This is a genomic window from Specibacter sp. AOP5-B1-6 (genome assembly GCF_052376555.1).
In the GTDB taxonomy this organism is placed as follows: domain Bacteria; phylum Actinomycetota; class Actinomycetes; order Actinomycetales; family Micrococcaceae; genus Specibacter.
Genome location: NZ_JBQSVT010000004.1, coordinates 47,055 through 68,606, shown reverse-complemented (window position 1 = coordinate 68,606; position 21,552 = coordinate 47,055). Strand labels below are relative to the sequence as shown.

General features: G+C 63.2%; 19 protein-coding genes, 1 tRNA gene and 1 pseudogene. 8 read left to right on the top strand and 13 right to left on the bottom strand.

Features of this window, described 5'->3' with window-relative positions:
- Nucleotides 1-43 precede the first annotated feature (43 nt).
- On the top strand, nt 44-1,531 hold the full coding sequence (gene pyk / locus ACT3TS_RS03080) for a pyruvate kinase (RefSeq protein ID WP_444530017.1): 1,488 nt from the start codon (nt 44-46) through the stop codon (nt 1,529-1,531).
- A gap of 339 nt (nt 1,532-1,870) precedes the next feature.
- Here the strand turns inward: pyk and ACT3TS_RS03075 are convergent, their stop codons facing one another.
- Nucleotides 1,871-2,473 (bottom strand): ANTAR domain-containing response regulator, encoded by a 603-nt coding sequence (locus ACT3TS_RS03075; protein WP_444530016.1) that lies wholly within the window; start codon nt 2,471-2,473, stop codon nt 1,871-1,873.
- A 186-nt stretch (nt 2,474-2,659) separates the two neighbouring features.
- Between ACT3TS_RS03075 and ACT3TS_RS03070 the strand changes: the two genes are divergently transcribed.
- Nucleotides 2,660-2,740, top strand: a tRNA-Leu gene (locus tag ACT3TS_RS03070).
- Nucleotides 2,741-2,988: 248 nt separating this feature from the next.
- Here the strand turns inward: ACT3TS_RS03070 and ACT3TS_RS03065 are convergent.
- The 4 genes from ACT3TS_RS03065 to ACT3TS_RS03050 all read right to left on the bottom strand — a co-directional run bounded on the left by ACT3TS_RS03065 (nt 2,989) and on the right by ACT3TS_RS03050 (nt 6,232).
- Nucleotides 2,989-4,152: a Dyp-type peroxidase gene (locus ACT3TS_RS03065; protein WP_444530015.1), complete on the bottom strand. Its 1,164-nt coding sequence runs from the start codon at nt 4,150-4,152 to the stop codon at nt 2,989-2,991.
- Nucleotides 4,153-4,256: 104 nt separating this feature from the next.
- Nucleotides 4,257-4,877, bottom strand: a complete 621-nt coding sequence (locus ACT3TS_RS03060; RefSeq protein WP_444530014.1) for a copper chaperone PCu(A)C — start codon at nt 4,875-4,877, stop codon at nt 4,257-4,259.
- 71 nt (nt 4,878-4,948) lie between these two features.
- Nucleotides 4,949-5,569, bottom strand: a complete 621-nt coding sequence (locus ACT3TS_RS03055) for a copper resistance CopC family protein (RefSeq protein WP_444530013.1) — start codon at nt 5,567-5,569, stop codon at nt 4,949-4,951.
- Nucleotides 5,570-5,635: 66 nt separating this feature from the next.
- Nucleotides 5,636-6,232 carry a hypothetical protein gene (locus tag ACT3TS_RS03050; RefSeq protein ID WP_444530012.1) on the bottom strand — a complete coding sequence of 199 codons (597 nt, stop codon included), beginning with the start codon at nt 6,230-6,232 and terminating at the stop codon, nt 5,636-5,638.
- Nucleotides 6,233-6,331: 99 nt separating this feature from the next.
- Between ACT3TS_RS03050 and ACT3TS_RS03045 the strand changes: the two are divergent.
- Nucleotides 6,332-6,667, top strand: a pseudogene (locus ACT3TS_RS03045) (hypothetical protein); the annotation flags it as partial.
- Nucleotides 6,668-6,711: 44 nt separating this feature from the next.
- On the opposite strand, the gene ACT3TS_RS03040 reads toward ACT3TS_RS03045, so the two are convergent.
- The 8 genes from ACT3TS_RS03040 to ACT3TS_RS03005 form a co-directional block, all read right to left on the bottom strand.
- Nucleotides 6,712-6,861 (bottom strand): hypothetical protein, encoded by a 150-nt coding sequence (locus ACT3TS_RS03040; protein ID WP_444530093.1) that lies wholly within the window; start codon nt 6,859-6,861, stop codon nt 6,712-6,714.
- A 90-nt stretch (nt 6,862-6,951) separates the two neighbouring features.
- Nucleotides 6,952-8,727, bottom strand: a complete 1,776-nt coding sequence (locus ACT3TS_RS03035) for a dipeptide ABC transporter ATP-binding protein (RefSeq protein WP_444530011.1) — start codon at nt 8,725-8,727, stop codon at nt 6,952-6,954.
- Entirely contained in the window at nt 8,724-9,617 is an 894-nt protein-coding gene (locus ACT3TS_RS03030; protein WP_444530010.1) for an ABC transporter permease, read from the bottom strand. The genes ACT3TS_RS03035 and ACT3TS_RS03030 overlap by 4 nt, the downstream gene beginning before the upstream one ends.
- Entirely contained in the window at nt 9,614-10,588 is a 975-nt protein-coding gene (locus ACT3TS_RS03025; protein WP_444530009.1) for an ABC transporter permease, read from the bottom strand. Before ACT3TS_RS03025 ends, ACT3TS_RS03030 begins: the two co-directional genes overlap by 4 nt.
- 15 nt (nt 10,589-10,603) lie before the next feature.
- Entirely contained in the window at nt 10,604-12,268 is a 1,665-nt protein-coding gene (locus ACT3TS_RS03020; RefSeq protein WP_444530008.1) for an ABC transporter substrate-binding protein, read from the bottom strand.
- 292 nt (nt 12,269-12,560) lie between these two features.
- Nucleotides 12,561-13,478 carry a 2-hydroxyacid dehydrogenase gene (locus ACT3TS_RS03015; RefSeq protein ID WP_444530007.1) on the bottom strand — a complete coding sequence of 306 codons (918 nt, stop codon included), beginning with the start codon at nt 13,476-13,478 and terminating at the stop codon, nt 12,561-12,563.
- A 103-nt stretch (nt 13,479-13,581) separates the two neighbouring features.
- Complete coding sequence (locus tag ACT3TS_RS03010) at nt 13,582-14,271, bottom strand: hypothetical protein (RefSeq protein WP_444530006.1); 690 nt, start codon at nt 14,269-14,271, stop codon at nt 13,582-13,584.
- A 104-nt stretch (nt 14,272-14,375) separates the two neighbouring features.
- Nucleotides 14,376-14,567 (bottom strand): hypothetical protein, encoded by a 192-nt coding sequence (locus ACT3TS_RS03005; protein ID WP_444530005.1) that lies wholly within the window; start codon nt 14,565-14,567, stop codon nt 14,376-14,378.
- 882 nt (nt 14,568-15,449) lie between these two features.
- Between ACT3TS_RS03005 and ACT3TS_RS03000 the strand changes: the two genes are divergently transcribed.
- The 5 genes from ACT3TS_RS03000 to ACT3TS_RS02980 all read left to right on the top strand — a co-directional run bounded on the left by ACT3TS_RS03000 (nt 15,450) and on the right by ACT3TS_RS02980 (nt 21,531).
- A complete protein-coding gene (locus tag ACT3TS_RS03000; RefSeq protein WP_444530004.1) occupies nt 15,450-15,854 on the top strand; it encodes a tautomerase family protein in 405 nt (134 codons plus the stop codon).
- A gap of 192 nt (nt 15,855-16,046) precedes the next feature.
- Nucleotides 16,047-17,063 (top strand): 5-dehydro-2-deoxygluconokinase, encoded by a 1,017-nt coding sequence (iolC, locus tag ACT3TS_RS02995; protein WP_444530003.1) that lies wholly within the window; start codon nt 16,047-16,049, stop codon nt 17,061-17,063.
- Complete coding sequence (locus ACT3TS_RS02990) at nt 17,060-17,995, top strand: Cgl0159 family (beta/alpha)8-fold protein (protein ID WP_444530002.1); 936 nt, start codon at nt 17,060-17,062, stop codon at nt 17,993-17,995. The genes iolC and ACT3TS_RS02990 overlap by 4 nt, the downstream gene beginning before the upstream one ends.
- Before the next feature lie 42 nt (nt 17,996-18,037).
- Nucleotides 18,038-19,966 (top strand): 3D-(3,5/4)-trihydroxycyclohexane-1,2-dione acylhydrolase (decyclizing), encoded by a 1,929-nt coding sequence (gene iolD, locus ACT3TS_RS02985; protein ID WP_444530001.1) that lies wholly within the window; start codon nt 18,038-18,040, stop codon nt 19,964-19,966.
- Nucleotides 19,967-20,019: 53 nt separating this feature from the next.
- Nucleotides 20,020-21,531, top strand: a complete 1,512-nt coding sequence (locus ACT3TS_RS02980; protein ID WP_444530000.1) for a CoA-acylating methylmalonate-semialdehyde dehydrogenase — start codon at nt 20,020-20,022, stop codon at nt 21,529-21,531.
- Nucleotides 21,532-21,552: the final 21 nt, after the last annotated feature.

Genomic DNA, 21,552 nt, shown 5'->3' with positions numbered 1-21,552 from the left:
GCACCAAAGATTTCTGCTGAAAACCACATACAAGGTAGGTACATTGAGACGCGCAAAAATTGTTGCGACTTTCGGGCCGGCAATCGCCAGCTATGAAAACACACTTGCGGTACTGGAGGCGGGCGTAAACGTAGCCCGCATGAACATGAGCCACGGTGACTACACCGTGCACCAAAATACGTACGACAACGTGCGCAAGGCAGCCGAAGCGCTCGGCAAGCCCGTCGCCATCATGGCGGACCTGCAGGGACCCAAGATCCGTTTGGGCCGCTTTGCCAACGGCGAGGGCTACGACCTGGCCGTGGGCGACGTCTTCACAATCACCACCGAAGACGTTCCCGGCACCAAGGACATCTGCTCCACCACGTTGAAGTCACTCACCGAGGACGTCAAGGTCGGCGACATCATGCTGATCGACGACGGCAAGGTATCTGTTCGGGCAACCGCCGTTGACGCCGTCAAGGTCGTCACCGAAGTCACCGTTCCGGGCAAGGTTTCCAACAACAAGGGCATCAACCTGCCCGGTGTTGCAGTGAATGTTCCTGCCTTGAGCACCAAAGACGAAGACGACCTTCGCTGGGCCCTTGAGTGCGGCGTGGACCTGGTTGCCTTGTCCTTCGTGCGCGACGCAGCGGACATCCAGCGCGTCCACGAGATCATGGACGAAGAAGGCCGCCGTGTGCCGGTCATCGCCAAGATCGAAAAGCCGCAGGCTGTGGACAACCTCGAAGCCATTGTTGACGCCTTCGACGCCATCATGGTTGCCCGTGGCGACCTCGGCGTTGAACTGCCCCTGCAGGATGTCCCGCTGGTGCAGAAGCGCTGCGTGGAGTTGGCCCGCCGCTGGGCCAAGCCCGTCATCGTTGCCACGCAGGTGCTCGAATCCATGATCGAAAGCCCGCGCCCCACCCGCGCCGAGGCCTCGGACTGTGCCAATGCAGTGCTCGACGGCGCGGATGCAGTCATGCTCTCCGGCGAGACCAGCGTTGGTGCCTTCCCGATCGAAACCGTCAAGACCATGGCGGCGATCATCGAGGCGGCCGAGACCGAAGCCGGCATGAAGCTGATCCCGAAGCTCACCTCCGATCCGAAGACCCGCGGCGGCGTCATCACGGCAGCTGCTGTGCAGATCGCCAACCAGCTGGACGCCAAGTACATTGCCACGTTCACCCAGTCCGGCGATTCGGCCTACCGCCTGTCCCGCCTGCGTCCGCGCAAGCAGGTCTTTGCCTTCACCCCGGATGAGCGCGTGCGCAACCAGCTGGCCCTGGCCTGGGGCATCGAGCCCGTGCTGGTTCCCATGGTTGCCCACACCGATGCCATGACCGAGCAGGTTGACGCGACGCTGTTGGAGAAGGAGCTCGTCAACGAGGGCGACCTGGTTGTCATCGCCGCCGGTTCCCCTCCCGGACAGGCCGGTTCCACGAACCTGGTCAAGGTCCACAAGGTCGGCGACCTCGCGGATCTGGGCAAGGCCGGCATCGGCGGAGGAAGCACGAAGGAAAAAATCGGCCCCTGGCCCACCGACTAACAGTCGTTGCTGGCACTCGATCCTGTCGATGCCAATCTGGCCCGCAGTCGTGGTCGCCATATCATCCATTTTCGGTTGATATCGCAGCCACGAGTGCGGGCCAGTTTTTTTGGGCAAAGGGCGACGGCGGCACCCAACGAACGCCCTGCTCGCGTTTGGTGGGTGCCGCCGTCGTACCTTTGGGTGAACTGGAAAATGCCGCCGCTCACGCAAATTGCCGCCGGTGCACTTGCGGCAATTTGCGGGAGCGGCAGCATTTCTGCTGCGTCCCGACTCAAGCTGGGTCGAAGCTCCCGAAGATCGTGCTGCGACTGTGCCGGCAGGGGGAGTGAGTGGAGTCTAGTTGACCTGGTTGATGATCGTTTCAGCAACCTCGCGCATGCTCAGCCGGCGGTCCATGGACGTCTTCTGGATCCAGCGGAAGGCCTCGGGCTCGGTGAGGCCCATCTTGGTGGTCAGGAGGCTCTTGGCGCGCTCCACAAGCTTGCGGGTGGCGAACTGTTCCTGGAGGTCGGAGACTTCATCTTCCAGTGCGCGGATTTCCTCGTGGCGCGAGAGTGCGATCTCAATGGCCGGGACGAGGTCTGCGGGAGTGAAGGGCTTGACGACGTAGGCCATGGCTCCGGCGTCGCGGGCGCGCTCAACGAGCTCCTTCTGGCTGAAAGCTGTCAGCAGAACCACCGGGGCAATGCGGGCCTTGACGATGATCTCGGCGGCCGTGATGCCGTCCATGACGGGCATCTTGACGTCCATCAGGACCAGGTCGGGCTTGAGCTCCTTGGCGAGCTCCACGGCCTTTTCACCGTTGTCGGCCTCGCCGACGACGTCGTAGCCCTCGCCTCGCAGGATTTCCATGATGTCCAAACGGATCAGGGTTTCATCCTCGGCAACAATGACACGGCGTGCGGGGGATGTGGGGGTTGAATCCGTTGGTTCAGACACAAAAAACTCCTTGGAAGCTGTTAACTGAGACATCGGACACAAAATCCGAATTTTTAGCACCTGGAGGGCGCTGGTTCTACAAAACAGCCTATCTGCATGTAGAGTAGTTTCGCGCACTCGTTCGGAAGTGATTCATGAACGGGAGCGTGATCTTTGTAACGGTGTTGAAATAGACACGTTATTAAGGCCCGAGTGGCGGAATGGCAGACGCGCTGCACTCAAAATGCAGTATCGAAAGATGTGTGGGTTCAAGTCCCACCTCGGGCACATTTCAACGACAAACCCCCTGATGATTCAGGGGGTTTTCGTGTTTAAGGGGTTAGCGGCCAGAATGTGGGGTCCGCGAGAATTTGGGTTAGCGGCGAGATGGTATTCGTCACCGCTTTCTCACTGGCGAAAGGGACCCCCGTCGCAGGAGTCAGATGTGAGGCATGAATGTTGTGGTTGTAAGTTCCTCGCTGACGATCGGTTGTGGGCCGGTCGTGAGCGAGGAACTTACCTTGGGACGAGTGCGCTCAGCTAAAGAGGTCCTGGCCGATGAACCCACCGGCTGGACAGCCAGGGGGAACGGCGAATACGGCCGACCCGATGGGGGTCGTCCATTCGTTAAGGAGATCCAACTCGTCGAGTCTCTTTTGAATGGGGACGAACTGTTGGTCAACATCGGCTTGATATGAAACAAAGATCAAGCCTGAGTCGGAAACGCTTCCGGGGCCCGGCGCCACATCGTAGTTGTAGGCCCTGCGGTGAAGCCGTTGAGCCGTGTCATCGGGGCGGGCTCGCCGCATGTGCGCAAAATCTGCGATTACAGGAAACCCCACCGGGTTGAGGGCCGCGAAATCCGGCTCGTCATGTTCGTGGAGACCAGTTAGCGGAGCCCCAGATTTCAAGGTCCTGCCCACCGATTCCTCGCGTCCTGAACGATCAAGCTTGTCCCACTTATCCAGGTTCATGCTGATTCTTCGGATCACCACGGAAGTCCCGTTCTCCGTCCATGGAGTGACGCCGCCATGGCCCCAGACGATCCGTTCCATGTCTTGGGAGCCCATCACTGGGTTGGTGGTTCCATCCAGCTGACCAAATAGATTACGCATGGTCATTCCCGATTGTTCCGTTCCGTAGGCCCGCCTAAAACCCGACTGAACCCAGCGCACCTTTGCAAAACTTCGGCTGTCCTTGAGCAGCATTCTCTGGGCATGGGCGACTGTCAGCGGATCATCGGCGCAGATCTGCAGCAGCAAGTCTCCATCGCCAAGTTCAGGGATGAGCCTGTCGATAGAAAATGCAGGCAACTCCTTCAACCAACCGGGCGCTTTCGCTGGGGCAACCATGTTTACCACCCTGGGACCGAATCCGAACGTGACCGTCAGGTTCGCCGGACGCAACGCCAGCTCACCCTCGGTGTCAGCCAATGCTGCTTTTCCTTGGGTCAGGTTCGCTGCATCGTCGCTCAGCAGCCTCAAAAGGGCTTTCAGTCTGTCTTTGCTGATCTCAGCATCCAAATCCAGACCGATGAAGTTTCCGTGAGCCTGCGCCGCCGTGGTAACGCCCGCTTGCCTGGCACCGTGAAACGGAACGACGCCGGAACCATTGTCACCCGTATCTGCTGAAGGCGCAGCGGTGGCTGCTTCTTTGGTTGATGATGCTATCTGGGCGCCAACTGCGGCTGCTGCCCCCACGCTTGCGGCAGCGCCGCCGAACAATAGGTGACGACGCCGAAGCGTGAACCTCGGTTCCTGGGCCTTAGCTGCATCAGGGCCAGGAGTGTCAGAGGGTACAGCCATTACTTGGCCGGAGCCGGAGAAGCAGTCTCGGTCGCTGCACCATGATCCATAGATCCGTGGCCCATGGAGCCGTGATCCATGGTGGAGTCGCCGGTGTGTTCTTCGCCTCCTGAGTAGTTCTCATTGGCGCCAACAAAGTCTTTACCCTGAGCAGTGAACGTGACCGTACTACCGTCCTCTAGTTTCAGATCGAAAGCGATGTCGTCTCCGGCTTCGACAGGCTTCGGCAAGCCCATCAGCATGATGTGGGTCGCGCCAGGCTCCAGAACAAGTTTGCTCTTGGCCGGGATAACAAAACCGCCCTGTTTTTCCTGCATTTGCATGGTTCCGTTGTTCCCCATGACCGTTTCGTGCAGTTCCACCATCGGCGAGGCCGGCGTCGATGCGCTAACAATCGTGATGTCCTGGTCGCTGCTGTTCGTGATTGTGCCGAACGCGGCAGACATACCATCTTTCGCAGCCTTGACCCACGGGTCAGTGACCGTGAGCGCAGAAGTTGATTCGCTGGCGGCAACAGTTTCCGACGCTGCTGTTGTAGTGCCATCTTGGCCGCAGCCAGTCACCAACAATGCCGCTACGGCAAGAATGGACAGCCCGGAGTAAGTGTTTTTCTTGATCATGATAAAGCTCCTAAAAGGGTCCCGCCCTGAGACTAGAGGGCAGGGCGGGACAAAGAATATGGATTGGTTGGTCAGCCTTGACCAGAGCGGATGCGTCGACGAACCGAAGAAATCAGAACGTAAGCCAGGTACAGAACAAGTCCGGTACTTGCGCCGAAAAGGGCAGGAACGCCCCATGCGGGGAAAGTTGATCGGGTAAGTGCCTTCGATTCTGAAGAAGTCGCAGAGCTGGCCGGTGACGCTGGCGTGGTGACGTTTGGAATCGAGCCAGACTGCGCGGACTCACCTACGAGGATTGAGTAGGTGCCATTGATCGGGTGCCCATCGCTGGACACGACCCTCCAGCGGACCTGGTATGCGCCGTCGGGAATACCTGCAGCCACTGGCTGGCTCAACGATTCCCGGGTCAGCGCTGCTGATCCTTGTGCCCAATTTTTCGAGTCGGCATCAACGATGCGTATCTCATGGCCCAGCGTTAGCAGCTCAGCGCTAAACGTGAGTTTGATGGCTGATGGGGGAGAGCTCAATTGCTCGTCCGCACCGGGACTAGACGAAATCAGTTGGTCGTGGGCTGACGCTACGGGCGCAGCAACAAGGCAGATGCCAAGGCACAGCAACGCAGCGGTCATGAGCGATCGCACGAATGAACCGGTATTTCGCCATGGAAATAAATGCAAGGTAAATCTTGCCATGGCTGCTTTCCTCCCCGGGACTCTATACGTCTGCCGGGGTTTGTCAGGATGGAAGACGCAGTGCGCCTAGAACAGAGCTGACAGGGGCGGCGGGCCGCGGTAACGCATCACGCTGCAGGGAATGCCCATGCTGGACAACACTCGAACTGGCCAAGCCCCCGGAATCGGGGCAGGCGCGGCCTCGGCAGCAGGAACACGCACCAGCTTCAGAAGGGGCTTGACCCTCAGTCGCAGTGCATCCAGCAACCCAACGAAAACAGTTTCGCCATGTCGCAGGACCGCAACTGTGAAAACAGCGGCAAGAATATGGCTCAGCCACATCAACGGCGATGAGTGATCCATCACCGGTGCAGCGGCTTGAACACCCTGAAGTGCTTCCGCCATTTGATGGACCGAATGACCATTGTGGCCGCTCGCTACAGGTGAGGTCGACGCCGGCACCCCGAGGTTGAACAAGCCATGGAACAATGCCTGGCTTAGCAGCACACCAACCATGAGTCGCCACAGTGACAGCAGTCGGCCAGCGAGAATGGTACAGACCAGCCCCGAAAGAACGAGGGAAAGTACGAGAATCAGGGCTACAGGGGAGTGTCCACCGGCAAGAACGTGGGAGGCTGCGGCGACGGTGGTGGAGACAATAGCGCCGATCCAACCGCGAATCATGCGAGAACCTCTAGCAGTCACTACCCCACCCCCTGGGCCCGATCATAAGTACGTGTAAAAGCAATTCTACGCACTGTAAAGGTTGTTGAGCAAGACGACATGCAATTCGGTGCATGGCTACAGCCGTCTTCTTGCGTGCCTCGACGAAGTCAGAATGGAGTTATTGGATCGACGGGACTGTCGCCTGGAGAGAATCGGAAGACTCGATCAGGATTAGGCCGAATTCGGCTTAATCCTGATCGGGGTTCGCAGTACACCTCCGGCGACTTCCAGCGCCGGTGTGTGGGGGAACAAAGCTACCCAGTCCATGGGCGAGGTCGGGGTGTGTTGGGAATCAACGCCGTCGCGGAGTCGTTCTTCCCGCACTTGAAGCCCCAGATGCACCACCATCACGACTTCACCAGTCGCATGATGGCAAGGACCGCAATCATGGCGTATATCCAGTCCTGTTACAGCCGGCGTCGGGCCCATGCCAACAATCAGGGACTGCCACCGGCACGGGCCTTGGCCGAGTACCAAAGCCAAACCGAAAAAGTACGCTTAGCCACACGGAACAGCTTGTCTCCCACGTAGCGGCGGGCGTTGTGGATGCCCATCACCTGGGTGTCCTTCGAGTGCGAGTTGGTCATTTCTGCGTCTCGCTGCACGATCTGGCGTTCAATGTCTTCGTAGTTGAGTATTGGCTCATCGGCACATTGGGCGTCTCGGTACTGCCCAGATCATCCCGAGGCTGGCCAGCCGTTCCCTCCAGACCTTTGAGAACGCCACGGATTCATGGACCCGCTGACTCCGAGCCGCAAAACATGCACACAGCCGGGAACAGGGTCAAGGCGGCGAAGGGGTGCAGGCGCGGCCGACAGCAATTGCCGCGTGTAGTCGTGCTGCGGATCGCCAAACACCAACTCGGTGGCCCCGGCCTCAACAACTTCCCCGGCACGCATGACCAGCACCTCATCACTCATGTGCCTGATGACTGCGAGGTCGTGGGAGATGAATAGATAGCCGAGTCCAAACCGTCTCTGCAGCTCATCGAGCAGGTCAAGGACCTGTGCCTGAATGGAGACGTCCAGAGCGGAGACCGGCTCGTCGCAGATCAGCACCCTCGGTTTCGGTGCCAGCGCCCGGGCGATCGCCAGGCGTTGGCGCTGCCCACCTGAAAGCGTGGCGGGATGGCGTTCCGCCACTCCGGGTTCCAAGCCCACCATCTTGAGCAATTCATTGATTTGACCCGCGTAAGCACGTGGCTTGCGTGTCGCGCCACGGCTCAGTGCGTCGGCCAGCAGCGAACCGGTGGACAGCCTCGGATCGAAGGACGACAGCGGGTCCTGGTAGATGGCGCCCAGGCCGGGGCGCCTGGTTCGGCGATCGGATTCCGGGACCTGGCTCCATGGTTCACCGAACAGCTCCACGGCTCCCGCGTCGGGGGCCAGCAGGCCCAGGGCCATGCGGGCAGTGGTGGTTTTCCCCGAACCGGATTCACCCACCACACCCAAGGTACGGCCGGGCAGCAGCTCGAAGCTGACATTGCGCACGGCCTTGAAGCCCGCCGACTTGGCCACGGGGAAGGTCTTGGAGAGACCCCGCGCACTGAGCAGGGGAAGCACGACGGCGCCCGGCCCACCACCCACGGCCGCTGGCCGCCCAGCGATGCTCGATGCAGCCGCGGTGTCGGACATGGGTGCGTCGGCCGCGGGGGAGAGCCGCGTGAAACGCGGCTTGCCTGCGGGAACGGCCGCGAGTAGGGCGCGGGTGTAGGGGTGTTGCGGATCGCCCAGGACCTGCTCGCGCGGGCCGCGTTCCACGATGCGCCCGCGTTGCATGACGGCAATCGTGTCGGCGACGCTGGCCACGGCGGCAAGGTCGTGGCTGATCAGGAGCATTCCCGAACCCGAGCGCCGCAAACCGCCGAGCAGGTCCATGACCTGGGATGCGATGGTTGCGTCCAGTGCCGTGGTGGGCTCGTCGGCAATGATCAGTGCCGGTGCCAGGGCGATCGCCGAGGCGATCAAGGCACGCTGGCGCATGCCGCCGGAGAGCTCACCCGGACGCTGGGACGCGCGCCGCTCCGGCTCATCCAGTCCCACGGAGGTCAGCAGTTCAATGACGCGGGCAGCCCGGTCCGCACCGGACCCAGCCGAGTGCAGGCGCAGCGCGTCGTCGATTTCCTTGCCGACGGTGCGCAGCGGATCCAAGGACGCCAGGGCATCCTGCAATATGAACCCAACATCCTTGCCCCGGACGGCGCGCCAGCCGCGCTGTGACAGCCTGAGGCCGTCGTGGTTGGCAACGTCCAGGGCGGCGGCGTGGACCAGGGAGCCGGCCCCTGCCAAGCCGATTAGGGACCTGGCGGTCACAGACTTGCCCGACCCCGATTCGCCCACCAGGGCCAGGCATTCCCCGGGGTTCACGGTGAACGAAACGTCGCGGACAACGCTGGCACCGCCAAAGGAAACGTTCAGCGCCTCCACCGTAAGGATGGGTTTGGTTGGGCTCACCGCTTGCCTCCGGATTTAAAGGAACGGGAGAGCACAGTGGCGGCCGCTGCCACCAGCACGATTGCCAGACCAGGGAAGAAGGTCATCCACCAGGCAAGCTGGAGGTAGGTGCGTCCCGTGGCGAGCATGGTGCCCCATTCCGGGGCGGGTGGAGGGGAGCCGAGTCCGAGGAAGCTCAACGAAGCCGCCCAGAGTATGGCCTGCCCCAGCCCCAGTGTTGCCAGCACTGCGATGGGGCCAAGTGCGTTGGGCAGGATGTGGATCCGGAGGATGTGGAGGCGGCTGCGCCCGAGCACCGTGGCGGCCTCGACCATGGACGAGGTGAGCAGCGCGATGATCTGCGCCCGGATGACCCTGGCATAGCCGGGGGCCGTGGTCAGGCCCACCGCGATGACCGTCGTTGTCACACCGGGCCCGGCCAGGGCGATGAACACCAGGGCCAGCAACAGCCCGGGCAGGGCAAAGAGCACCTCCAGGATGCGCCCCACGCCAAAGTCCAGCCACCGCCCGCCAAAGCCGGCAATCGTGCCCAGCAGCAAGGCCAGGCCCAGGCCGATCGCGGTGGCCGCAGCCCCGATGAGCAGTGAGGGCCGGGCGCCGTGGATGATGCGCGAATAAATGTCGCGACCCGATTCGTCGGTGCCCAGCAGATGGCCGGGGCCCGGTGGGGAGAATGCTGCGGTGGGGTTGATGGCCAGCGGGTCAACCGGCGCCAGCAGATTCGGTGCGATCGCGGCAAGGACAAAAAAGAGCAGGACGGCCGCGGACGCAATCAGGGGCACGCGTGCGGCGAGCCGCCCCGCCAAGGCGGCGTCCCGCCGTCGTGCCTGGAATGTTTTGGGGGCCAACACAGGATCTCCCGCCGGCAGCCCGGTTTTGGCGGCGGTCATGGGGTGCCGATCCGCGGGTCGACGAGGCGTTCGGCAAGGTCGGAGAGCGCCATGATCACCACATAGGCGGCGGCCGAAACAAGGGCGACGCCGGTGACGAGGGGGATGTCGCGGATCGTTACGGCGGAGAGCAGTGCGCGGCCCAGGCCCGGGCGGGCAAAGATGGATTCCACCACGACCGCACCGGACAGCAGCGAGCCCAGCGCCCAGCCCGACAGTGCGATGCCGGGCAGAGCGGCGTGCCGCAGCGAGTGGCGCAACAGCACGCCGACCTCCGATTCGCCGCGGGCGCGGGCCGAAAGTGCGAACGGGGACCGCTGGGCCTGGTCCATGGTGTCGCGCATGACCTGGCCCAAAAATCCTGCCAGCGGCAATGCCAGCGTGATGACCGGCAGCACCAGGCCGGCTGGCGAATTGGTGCTCACCGGCGGGAGCCAGCCCAGCATGCTGGAAAAGACCATGATCAGCACGCTGGCAAGCCAAAAGTGCGGCACGGCAGCCGAGACGATTTCCAGCCCGGACGCCACCGCCGAACCCAGCACGCCGCTGCGGGTGGACAGGATCCCCAGACCCAGTGCCATGGCCCAGGCCACCAGCAATGCAAGCCCGGCCAGGATCAGAGTTGGCGGAAGCAGCTCGCCGAGCACGTCGGACACGGGGGTTTTCAGCGAATAGGAGGTGCCCAGGTCGCCCGTGGCCAGACGGCGCAGCTGGCCAAAGTACTGGATGACCAAGGGCTGGTCCAGGCCGTACTCGGCGCGGGCTGCGGCGAGTGCTTCGGCCGACGCCTGGGAGCCCGGGCCGCCCATGATCGCCTGCGCAGGGTCCCCGGGAATCATCCGGATGCCAAAGAAGATGGCCGTGGCAACCGCCCAGAGCACAAAGATGCCGCCGCCGATTTTGCCCAGCAACCAGCGTGCGGGCGCCCCTATCTTGCGGGGCGGCCGGACGGCGGCTGTGGATCTGCTCATGGTTGCGGGCGTGGCCTAGTTGGCCAGCCAGGTGTCGAAGAACAGCGGGGTTGCGACCGCGCTGGTGGCGCCTACGTTTTTCAGCTTCTCCGAGTACAGGAAGTGGTTTTGCTGGTCGTAGAGCGGCAGCAGGTAGTGGCCTTCAAGCACCAACTTTTGAGCCTGGGTGTAGAGGTCCTTGCGCTCGGCCTCGTCCTTGGTGGCTCCGGCGGCGTCGAGCAGCGCGTCAAGGTCCGGGTTCTTGACCTGGGACAGGTTGGCGAAATAGCCCGACGGGGCGGGAATCGTCGAATCGGAGTGGAACAGGATGGACAGCACGCTGGGGCCCACCTTCGTGTACGGGGCGGAAACCAGGTTGTAATCGTTCGTGGCCAGTTGCCCGTACCAGCTGGAAAGGTCCAGCAGGTTGATCTTGATCTCGATGCCTGATTCCTTGGCGGTCGCCTGCATCTGCTCGAAGATCGACTGCTCGGCCGGGATCGACTGGCTGGTGCTCACCGGGAAGGCGAGGGAGAGCCGGGTGCCGTCCTTGACCCGGTAACCGTCCGCGTCGCGTTCCTTCCAGCCTGCGTTGTCCAGGAGTTCGCCGGCCTTGGCCGGATCGTGGCTGAACAGTGATTTGTCGGAGTATGCCAGCGGCTCCGCGCTGGACAGCGGCGAGTAGGAGCGGGGTGCCGTGCCGAAGAACAAGGAGTCGATGCTCGCGTTGATGTTCACGGCGTGGATGAAGGCCTCACGGACCTTGGCATCGTTGAACGGCGCCTTGGAGGAATTCAGTTCAATCCGGTTTGAGGCGCCGGGGCGTGGGGCATCCAGGTGCTTGATGGTGGCGTTCTTGGCCGCTGCGGCAATGGCGTCCGGCTGGGCGTTGTCGATGACCTGCACCTCACCGGCCTGCAGAGCAGCAATGCGCGTTGCGGCTTCGGGGATGAAGCGCCATGTGATGCCGTCCAGGTAGGCGGGGCCGGCATGTGCGGCCGCCGGGTCGGGGTTCACATAATCGGCGTTGCGGACCAGGCTGACCGAGTCCTGCTTTTTCCAGGACTCGACCTTGAACGGGCCGGTGCCTACGGGTGCGGCACAGTTTTCAGCCTGCGTGCGCTTGAGCGCAGTGGGGGATTCGATCGCCACCCACGGCATGGAGAAGGACTCGAGCAGCGAGTTGTCCGGGGTCTTGAGTGACAGCTCCAGCGTGCTGGCATCGACGGCCTGCATGGACGCGATCTTGCCCAGGGCCAGATAGCCGGTGGAGGAGGCGGTTGCCGGGTCCAGCAGGTGCTCAAAGTTGGCCTTGACCGCCTCGGCGTCCAGGGCGGTGCCGTCGGTGAAGGTGATCCCCTGGCGGATCGTCACGGTGCGGGTCAGCCCGTCGTCGGAGACGGTGGAGCCCTCAGCCAGCCAGGGAACCAGCGTGCCGGAGGCGTCCTTGGTGTACAGAGTTTCCAGGAATTGCGAGGCAACGAGCGCCTGCGGGTAGTTGCCGCCAACGTGTGGGTCCAGGCAGCTGGGTTCGGCGTCGCCCGATGCGTAGACCAGGGTTCCCCCGGTCACGGGGGCGCCGGCATCCGCGGAGGAGTCCGACGTCGTTGTGCCGGGTGTGCAGCCGGCGAGAACCAATGCGGCGGCCAGGGCCGTTGCCGCCGGAAATAGTTTGTTGGCCAAGGGGCGCGCGAGAGTCATGAACTTCTTCCTGAGAACCGGTGAAGCGGAGCGATGCGTGGGTGCCCGCCTGCCGTTCCCCGCGGCCTCGGCCGTGAGGCACGCCTCGGCGGGTACCGCCATCAACCATAGTCGTTGCGATGGGCGGCACCCATGGGCATGTGGGGCAGGTCATAGGTGTGCGGACATTTATGACCCCGGCGCCGGGTTTGAAGTACGACGGCGTGAGGTGCCTTGCGCGTGGCCGGCAGGCGAGTTCTGGCGGTCGTGCTTCAGGCCGGCAAGCGGTGGGTGTCCGGCGGCATCGACCGCCTCACCGAACCAGGTGAAGCGGCGCCTCGCCCCGGGACATCCGACCCAGCTGGGTGATCGTCAGTTCCGTCGCCAGGCGGATAAATTCGGCGGTGTTGCCCGCCATATGGGGTGTGATGAGGCAGCCGGGAGCATCCCACAAAGCGTGGCCGGAGGGCAGCGGTTCGGGGTCGGTGACATCCAGGGCGGCCCGCAGCCGGCCGGAACCCAGCTCGGTCACAAGCGCGTCGGTGTCAACCACGGGTCCGCGCCCAATGTTGACGAGCAGCGCCCCGTCCTTCATGCATGCCAGGAAGGCGGCATCCACCATGTGCGTCGTGGAGCCGTCATGGGGGAGCGTCACCACCACCACATCCGCCGTCGGTAGCAGACCCGGCAGTTCCTCCGGACCGTGGACCTGGCCGCCGTTGTCCAAGGTCCGCGCCCGGCTGGCCACGGGGATCAATACCGCAGGACGGAAGGGCTCCAACCGTGCGATGAGTTCCTTGCCAACACCGCCGTGTCCCAGCACGAGCACCACCGACCCGTGCAGGGAGGACGTCCAGAGAGGCGCCCACTCATGCCGGCCCTGTTGCCGTGCCGCGGCGGGCAGCTCCCGGAGCGCCGCGAGAATCAGTGCCATGCCCAGCTCGGCAGTGGAATCCTCCACGGCGCCGCGGGAATTGCTGAGCGTCACGCCGTCCGGCAGATGCTCAAGGATCCACTCGCTGCCGATTGACAGCAGGTGCACGTGGCGCAGGCCCGGAATGTCGGCCACCCGGGCGCGGCGGGCAAATTCGCGTGGCCGCTCGGTGACCAGGACGTCCGCGGTGGGCGCGTCGGCGGGGTCGTCGTTGATGTGCCAGACGATGGGCTCGATGCCTGGTCCGCTGATTTCTTCCGCGAATCGGGCCGTGGGGACGAGGACGCGCAGTGCCAAGGTTGTTCCATCCTGGGCCGGCCGTGAGGGCAGGCCCGCTGCTGTGGTCGTGACGCCAACACCTCGGTCTCGGGGGTGCACGACGGCGGGACCTCCCGCAGTCCTACTTGGCCGGTTTGCCGGTCTTGGTCTCAGTCCCGGACTCAGTCTCAGCCTCGTCCTCACCCGCGTCCTCCATGAGCCCCTCCATCCCGGTCTCAGTGACGTAATCGTCGGCCGCATCGGGCACAACAGCGGGTACCTGGCCGGCAACTGTCGCGCCGTCTTCCTGCGCAGCCGCGGAGGCCCGCGGGTTCTCTGCGTTGACGGCCAGCTGTGAACTGCGGTGGCGTCTGGCATCAGCCAGGCCGAACAAGCGTTGGGCCGCGTCCGCTTGGCCTTCTTTCTGCAGCAGCGCACCCGCTGCCATCAAGGCTTCGGCTGCCACGGCGTTCTCGCGGTAATCCAAGTACGCCCTGGCAGCTGGTTCTTCACTGATTTCGTTGATCCGTGCGCTGACGCGAGTGGCGTCGGCCAGGGAGTAACCATGTCCGAGCCGGTAGACCTCGTGGTACAGGAAGCCGTAGTTGTCTTCCCTGAAGTCCATCGATCCGTCCAGCCTGCTTTTCAATTCTGCTCGTTCGGCGGGCGAGAGATCGTCCACTTCGAGCCCCAACCGTTGGGCAAACTCACGCAGGTAGGTGGCGCTGGCCAGAGGCATTCCGCCCGTTTCAGGCCGGACGTCAGATGTTTCCGGGTGTTCCTGGCTGGCAGTGGAAAACAGGGCAAGGAATTTTTGGATCAGGGTGTTCATCGGGTCCTCCATTGGTTAAAGCTGCCCCTCAATCTTCCCAGCCCCAGGAGGCCTTGCTCCCGAACCGCGTGGTGATTCTCACCGCAGTGGCATGGTCAGCTGGCTCACGGAATCGGCACGAGGGCTGCGGGGTGTTCGCGGGCCGGATGGCTCCGCCATTGGACGATTTGTCCGGTGAGATTGCCGTCTTCGAACCGGGCCAGATTCCCCTTGCCCGCAAATTCTTCCACGGGCGGGTCCAGCGGAAGCAGGGACAGAGAATCCTTGGGCGTGGGATTGTCCGGGGTGCTGGTCACGTCAACGGAAGTGTCCCCGGAGGTGGAGTGGACGAGTACGTCCTCCGTAGCGGAATCTGCTGGTCCGGGTGTGGCTGCCGCGAGTGCCTGTGCCGTGGCCAGGAGTCGGTGCCGCCACAGGGTGTCTGCCGTTCAGCGGGTGGCTCTTCGTTGGCTGGCGGCGTCCGGTCTTTTGCTTACAGCGTGACGGGCTTAGCCGTGATTCACCGTTTTAGAAGTGCCTTCGTTTAAATTTGGGAGTTCTGGCAGCATGACATCCGGATCCTTTGTGATTCAGGCTCGATGCCGACGGTGAGTGCGGCGGCATACGCCTCGCCCGGCCGACGTGAGCCGCGAGGAGCCTCGGCGGCGAGGGTGGTTGACGGGGCTCTTGAGCGTCTGTCCAATGCGGCTGCCGCCAGACGGGCCGGGTGCGCGGTAATGGTAGAACAAAGGGTTTGATGTACGGCAGGCCTCCTACCTTGGTGGCCGCATCCGAGAGGTTGGGCCCTGCTCGACGCCACCCACGAACCGTTCCCGCTCGACTATGAGGTGCCCTCGGCTGAGCGGGATCTGGCCGTGAACACTGCGCCTCCGGCGCGCTGACCGCCCGCATGACTCGTGGAAGTTTCGGCGGGCTCGGCCCTGGCCTGAGTGGTGGTGAATTCATTGCCCGCATCGCTGCGGACTTCTCACCTGCCCTCTTTCTGGCTGGGCCAAGAAACGCGCAGATTCTTCTTGTCGAGCCATCTTCCGGCGCCGGGAGGGGTGTTGGACCATCATGTGCCCGCCAGCTGGCACTTCGGTGCACCCCAGTCCATATGCTTAGTGCTTTCATCCGGAAAGACCTTGCGGGAAGCATTCGGAGCTTGTTAGTATGTCAGGACAAACTAAGGAGATCACGTGCCACTTATTCGGATTGACATAAACGCAGGGCGCAGCCGCGGGGACCTGGAGCAAATCAGCCAAGCCATCCATGGCGCCGTCGTAGTTGAATATGGGATCCCCGAGAGGGACTGCTTTCACATACTCACCGAGCATCCTCATGGTCAAATTGTCGCCCAGGACGCAGGGCTTGGCTTTGAGCGCACCCCCGATATTGTGATGATCCAGATCTTCACGCAGGGTGGGCGCGACCAGAAGGCCAAGCAGTCCCTTTTCGCTGCCATTGCCGCGAAGCTCGCGGACGTTGGTGTGGCTGGGGAGGACGTATTCATTGGATATGTAGAAAATAGTGCGAACGACTGGTCGTTTGGGTTCGGGCGGGCCCAGTATGTTACGGGTGAACTCGCAGTTCCCCGCAAGTAATGCCTGCGGGAGCTCGGTCCCGTTCAGGAAGGCAGGCTTGCCTAAGATTGTTAATATGTCAGCACAATACTTTGACAGGACATGAAATGTGATGCAAAGTAGTGGATGTGGCCTCGCTCACGTGAGTTCCGGCCCAATCATCGAAGCTCACTGTCCCGTAATCGTTCACAAACAGAAAGGTCCGCGATCACCGTGACCCACGAACTGCTCACGATCGGGCGCATCAGCGTTGATATCTACCCAAACGACATCGGGGTGGATCTGGAGGACGTGGAGTCCTTTGGCAAGTACCTCGGCGGCTCACCGTCCAACGTGGCTGTCGCAGCCGCACGGCATGGCCGCCGGACCGGCGTGATTACCCGCACCGGCGATGACGCCTTCGGCATTTACCTGCACCGCGAACTGCGAAAGTTCGGGGTGGATGATTCATTGGTCACCGCGGTCAAGGAATGGCCTACCGCCGTGACTTTCTGTGCCATCAAGCCGCCGGATGATTTCCCACTCTACTTCTATGGACGGTTCCCCACGGCACCGGATCTGCAGATCCAGGCTGCAGAACTGGATTTGGACGCCATCCAGAACGCTGGCATTTTCTGGTCCACGGTCACAGGACTGTGCCAGGAACCCAGCCGCGAGGCCCACATCAAGGCTCACGAAGCCCGCGATCGGGACAAGCTGCGCATTGGCCAGTACACCATTTTGGACCTTGACTACCGGCCCATGTTCTGGGCTTCCGAAGAGGAAGCGCGGGCGCAGGTCGCCAGGATCTTGCCGCACGTCACCGTTGCCATTGGTAACGATAAGGAATGCGCCGTAGCGGTCGGTGAGGGAACTCCGGATGAACAGGCGGACCGCCTGCTGGCCGCCGGCGTCGAGATCGCAGTCGTCAAACTTGGTCCGGATGGTGTGATGGCGAAGACCCGCACTGAGCGTGTGGTGTCAGCACCCGTTCCTGTGGAGACCGTCAACGGCCTAGGTGCCGGTGATTCCTTCGGTGGGGCGTTCTGCCACGGACTGCTGTCCGGCTGGCCGCTTGCCCGGGTTCTTGACTACGCCAACGCGGCGGGTGCCATAGTGGCATCCCGGTTGTCTTGTGCCGATGCCATGCCGACGCCCGATGAGGTCACCTCGCTTCTCGCCGAACGGGGGCGCCTGGTCGCCGCCACTTTCATCCCCAAAGGGTTCACCACCGAAGGAGCCACCCTATGAGCATTAATCTCAGGACTGCCAGCGTCACGGTGGATGACGATCCGCGCCGATACGCCCAACTGAGCACCATCCGCTTGGAAGATCCGGACGCCGTCGCCCGAGCTGCCAACGCACGGCGCCGCCACCCCGGTCTCAAACCGGGCAGGCAGAACTTCATTGTCGCTGCCGACCACCCGGCCCGTGGCTCACTCGCCGTCGGCAGCGATCCGGTGGTAATGGCGGATCGCCGGCAGTTGCTTGACCGTCTGCAAATTGCCCTGGCCAACCCGGCCGTGGACGGCGTGCTCGCCTCCGCGGACATCATGGATGACCTGCTGCTGTTGGGCGCCCTCGAAGGCAAGCTGGTCTTCGGTTCAATGAACCGCGGGGGGCTCGCCGGCCTGGTCAACGAATTCGATGACCGTTTCACCGGCCACACCGCAGCAGCGCTTCAGGCACTGGGGGCCGACGGAGGCAAGATGTTGACCCGAATCTGCCTGGGCGACCCGGACACGGTGTCCCTGCTGGAAGCGACAGCCAAAGCCATTGACTCCCTCGCCGAGCGGAAACTGATCGCCATGGTGGAGCCCTTCCTGTCCGTCCGCGAAAACGGCAAAGTCCGCAACGACCTGTCCACGAACGCTGTCATCAAGTCCATCGCCATCGCACAGGGTCTGGGCTCCACAAGCGCCTACACCTGGATGAAGTTGCCCGTGGTGGCCGAGATGGAACGCGTCATGGCTGCCACCACCATGCCCACGGTGCTCCTCGGTGGGGACCCGGATGGCACCCAGGATGAAATCTTCGCCAGCTGGCAGGCAGCACTTGCGCTGCCCGGCGTCCAAGGCCTCACCGTAGGCCGGACCCTGCTGTACCCTGCCGACGGCGACGTTGCCGGGGCCGTGGCCACCGCCGCCACACTGCTCACCCACACCACAGAAGCATCGGAGTGACATTCCATGGGGAATAGAACCACAGCAGCAGGGACTCGCCGAATGACAGTGGCCCAGGCCGTCGTCGAGTACCTTTCCCGGCAGTACACGGTGGATTCCATCGGGGGCGTTGACTTCCGGGACAGGCTGATTCCAGGAACATTTGGCATCTTCGGCCACGGCAACGTGGCCGGTGTCGGGCAGGCGTTGAAGCAGTACCAAGCTGTGGACCCGTCCATCATGCCGTACTACCAGGGCCGCAACGAGCAGGCCCAGGCGCACCAGGCGGTCGGCTACGCCCGACACACCCGCCGCCGCCAGACGTTCGCCATCAGCACCTCGGTGGGCCCGGGATCCTCGAACCTTTTGACCGGTGCGGCGCTGGCCACCACTAATCGACTTCCCGTGCTCCTGCTGCCCAGCGACACCTTTGCCACCCGGGCAGCGGACCCGGTCCTGCAGCAGCTCGAGCAGCCCTACGCCTACGACATCACCGTCAATGACGCGTTCCGGCCGCTGTCCAAGTTCTTTGACCGCGTTTCCCGGCCGGAGCAGTTGTTCTCGGCGTTCCACCATGGTCTGCGGGTCCTGACGGATCCAGCCGAAACCGGTGCAGTAACCATCTCGCTGCCACAGGATGTCCAGGCCGAGGCCTTCGACGTGCCTGAGGAGTTCCTGGCCGAACGCGAATGGCGCATCCGCCGCCCCGACGCCGACGACGGGGACATCCGCCGCGCCGCCGAGGCCATCCGTGCCGCGAAGCGCCCGCTGATCATCGCCGGCGGCGGCGTGCTCTACGCCTACGCCAACGAGGAACTCGCAGCCTTCGCTGAGCTGACGGGCATCCCGGTGGGCAACACGCAGGCCGGCGTCGGCGTCCTTCCATGGGACCATCAATTCTCCCTTGGTGCCATCGGGTCCACAGGAACGACGGCGGCCAACGCCATCGCGGCGGACGCGGACCTGATCATTGGCATTGGCACCCGCTACGAGGACTTCACGACCGGCTCCCGCACCGCGTTCCAGAACCCGGATGTGAAGTTCATAAACATCAACGTGGCCCCAATCGATGCCTACAAGCACGGCTCCGCGCTGCCCATCGTCGCCGATGCCCGCAAAGCCCTGATCAAGCTGAACCAGGCGATGGGCGGCTACCGCGTCGGTGCGGACCTCGAAGCGAAGATCGCAGCTGAGAAGAACCGTTGGGACGCCACGGTGGATGAAGCCTTTGACACCCGTTTCACCCCGCTGCCTGCCCAAAACGAGATCATTGGTGCCACCAGCAGGGCCATGGACCCGCAGGACGTGGTCATCTGTGCCGCAGGCTCCCTGCCGGGGGACCTGCATAAGATGTGGCGTGTTCGCGACCCGTTCGGCTACCACGTGGAATACGCGTACTCCTGCATGGGCTACGAAATCCCCGGCGGGCTGGGCGTCAAACGCGCGGCTCTGGCTGAGGCTGCACGCGGCGGCGAGCAGCGCGACGTGGTGGTCATGGTGGGGGACGGCTCCTACCTGATGATGCACACCGAACTGGTCACCGCTGTCGCCGAACGCATCAAGCTGATCGTCGTGCTGATCCAGAACCACGGCTACGCCTCCATCGGCTCTCTCTCCGAGTCACTCGGCTCGCAGCGTTTCGGCACCCAGTACCGGGCGCTGAACGAGGAGCAGCACAGCTTCGACGAAGGCGAAACCCTCCCGGTCGACCTCGCCCTGAACGCCGAAAGCCTCGGTGTGAAGGTGATCCGGATCGAACCGGGGGAGAAGGTCATCGCCGAACTCGAGCAGGCCGTCAGGGACGCCAAGGCCGCGCCCGAACGCAGCGGGCCCATCCTGATCCACGTTGAATCCGACCCTCTGCTGGACGCTCCGAGCTCCGAGTCCTGGTGGGACGTCCCCGTCTCCCAAGTCTCCGACCTCGACTCCACGCAGCAGGCCTTCAAAACCTACAGCGACCACAAGAACCGCCAGCGCAAACTGCTCGGCTGAGCCTCCATCAGCCCCAGCCCACAAACACCCACATACCAAGGAAGTCCAACACCATGTCAACGAAGACCACCACAACAACGATCAACCACTTCATCAACGGTGCCGAAACCGCAGGCGTTGGTACACGCTCGCAGCCCGTCTACAACCCGGCCACCGGCGCCGTTTCCGCGGAGCTCCGGCTGGCCAACCAGACAGATCTGGATTCCACCGTCACCGCCGCCCGCGCCGCAGCCGATTCCTGGGGCAATTTTTCCCTGGCGAAGCGCACCGGCGTGCTGTTCAAATTCCGTGAGCTCGTCGCCGCCCACGTAGACGAGCTCGCCCAACTGATCACCGCTGAGCACGGCAAGGTGCTCTCCGACGCCAAGGGCGAGATCGGCCGCGGCCTGGAAGTCATCGAGTTTGCCTGCGGCATTCCGACCCTTCTCAAGGGCGACTACTCGGATCAGGTATCCACCGGCATCGACGTATTCTCTTTTCGGGAGCCGCTCGGCGTCGTTGCGGGCATCACTCCGTTCAACTTCCCGGTCATGGTGCCGCTGTGGATGGCTCCGATGGCCATCGCCACCGGCAACGCGTTCATCCTCAAGCCATCCGAGCGTGACCCCTCCGCCTCGATGCTGCTGGCGAAACTGTGGAAGCAGGCCGGTTTGCCCGACGGCGTCTTCCAGGTTCTGCACGGCGACAAGGAAACCGTCGAAGGCCTCCTCACGCACCCGGACGTGGACGGCATCTCCTTCGTCGGATCCACCCCGATCGCCAAGTACGTCCACGAAACCGCCACCAAGCACGGCAAACGGGTCCAGGCCCTGGGCGGCGCGAAGAACCACGCCATCATCATGCCCGACGCCGACCTCGACAACGCCGCGGATCACCTCTCCGCAGCCGCCTTCGGCTCCGCCGGAGAACGCTGCATGGCCATCTCCGTCGCCGTGGCCGTGGGCGAGGCCGCCGACCTGCTCGTCACAAAAGTCCAGGAACGTGCTCTGGCCGTGAAGGTCAACAACGGTACCGAACCCGATTCCGAAATGGGCCCCGTCATCACCCCGGCATCCAAGGAGCGCATCGTTCGGATCGTCACCGAAGCAGAAGCCGCAGGAGCTGCCATGGTGGTGGACGGTCGCGATCTGGTGGTCCCTGGCCACGAGGACGGCTTCTGGGTGGGTCCCACAGTTATCGACCACGTCAAAGCCGAAATGACCGCCTACACCGAGGAAATCTTCGGACCGGTCCTCGTGGTGGTCCGCGTTGAGGACCTGGATGCCGGCATCGCCCTGATCAACGCCAACCCCTACGGCAACGGGACCGCCATTTTCACCTCGTCCGGCGCGAGCGCCCGCAAGTTCCAGCGCTCCGTGGACGTGGGCATGATCGGCATCAACGTGCCGCTGCCCGTGCCGGTGGCCTTCCACTCCTTCGGCGGCTGGAAGGCATCACTGTTCGGCGACAAGCACATCTACGGCCCCGAGGGCGTGTCCTTCTACACACGTGGCAAAGTAGTGACGTCCCGCTGGCCGGAGCCCGCTCACGCGTCGGGTGCCTCCTACAACTTCCCGTCCAACTAGTTCCCACCCCAAGAAGAAAGA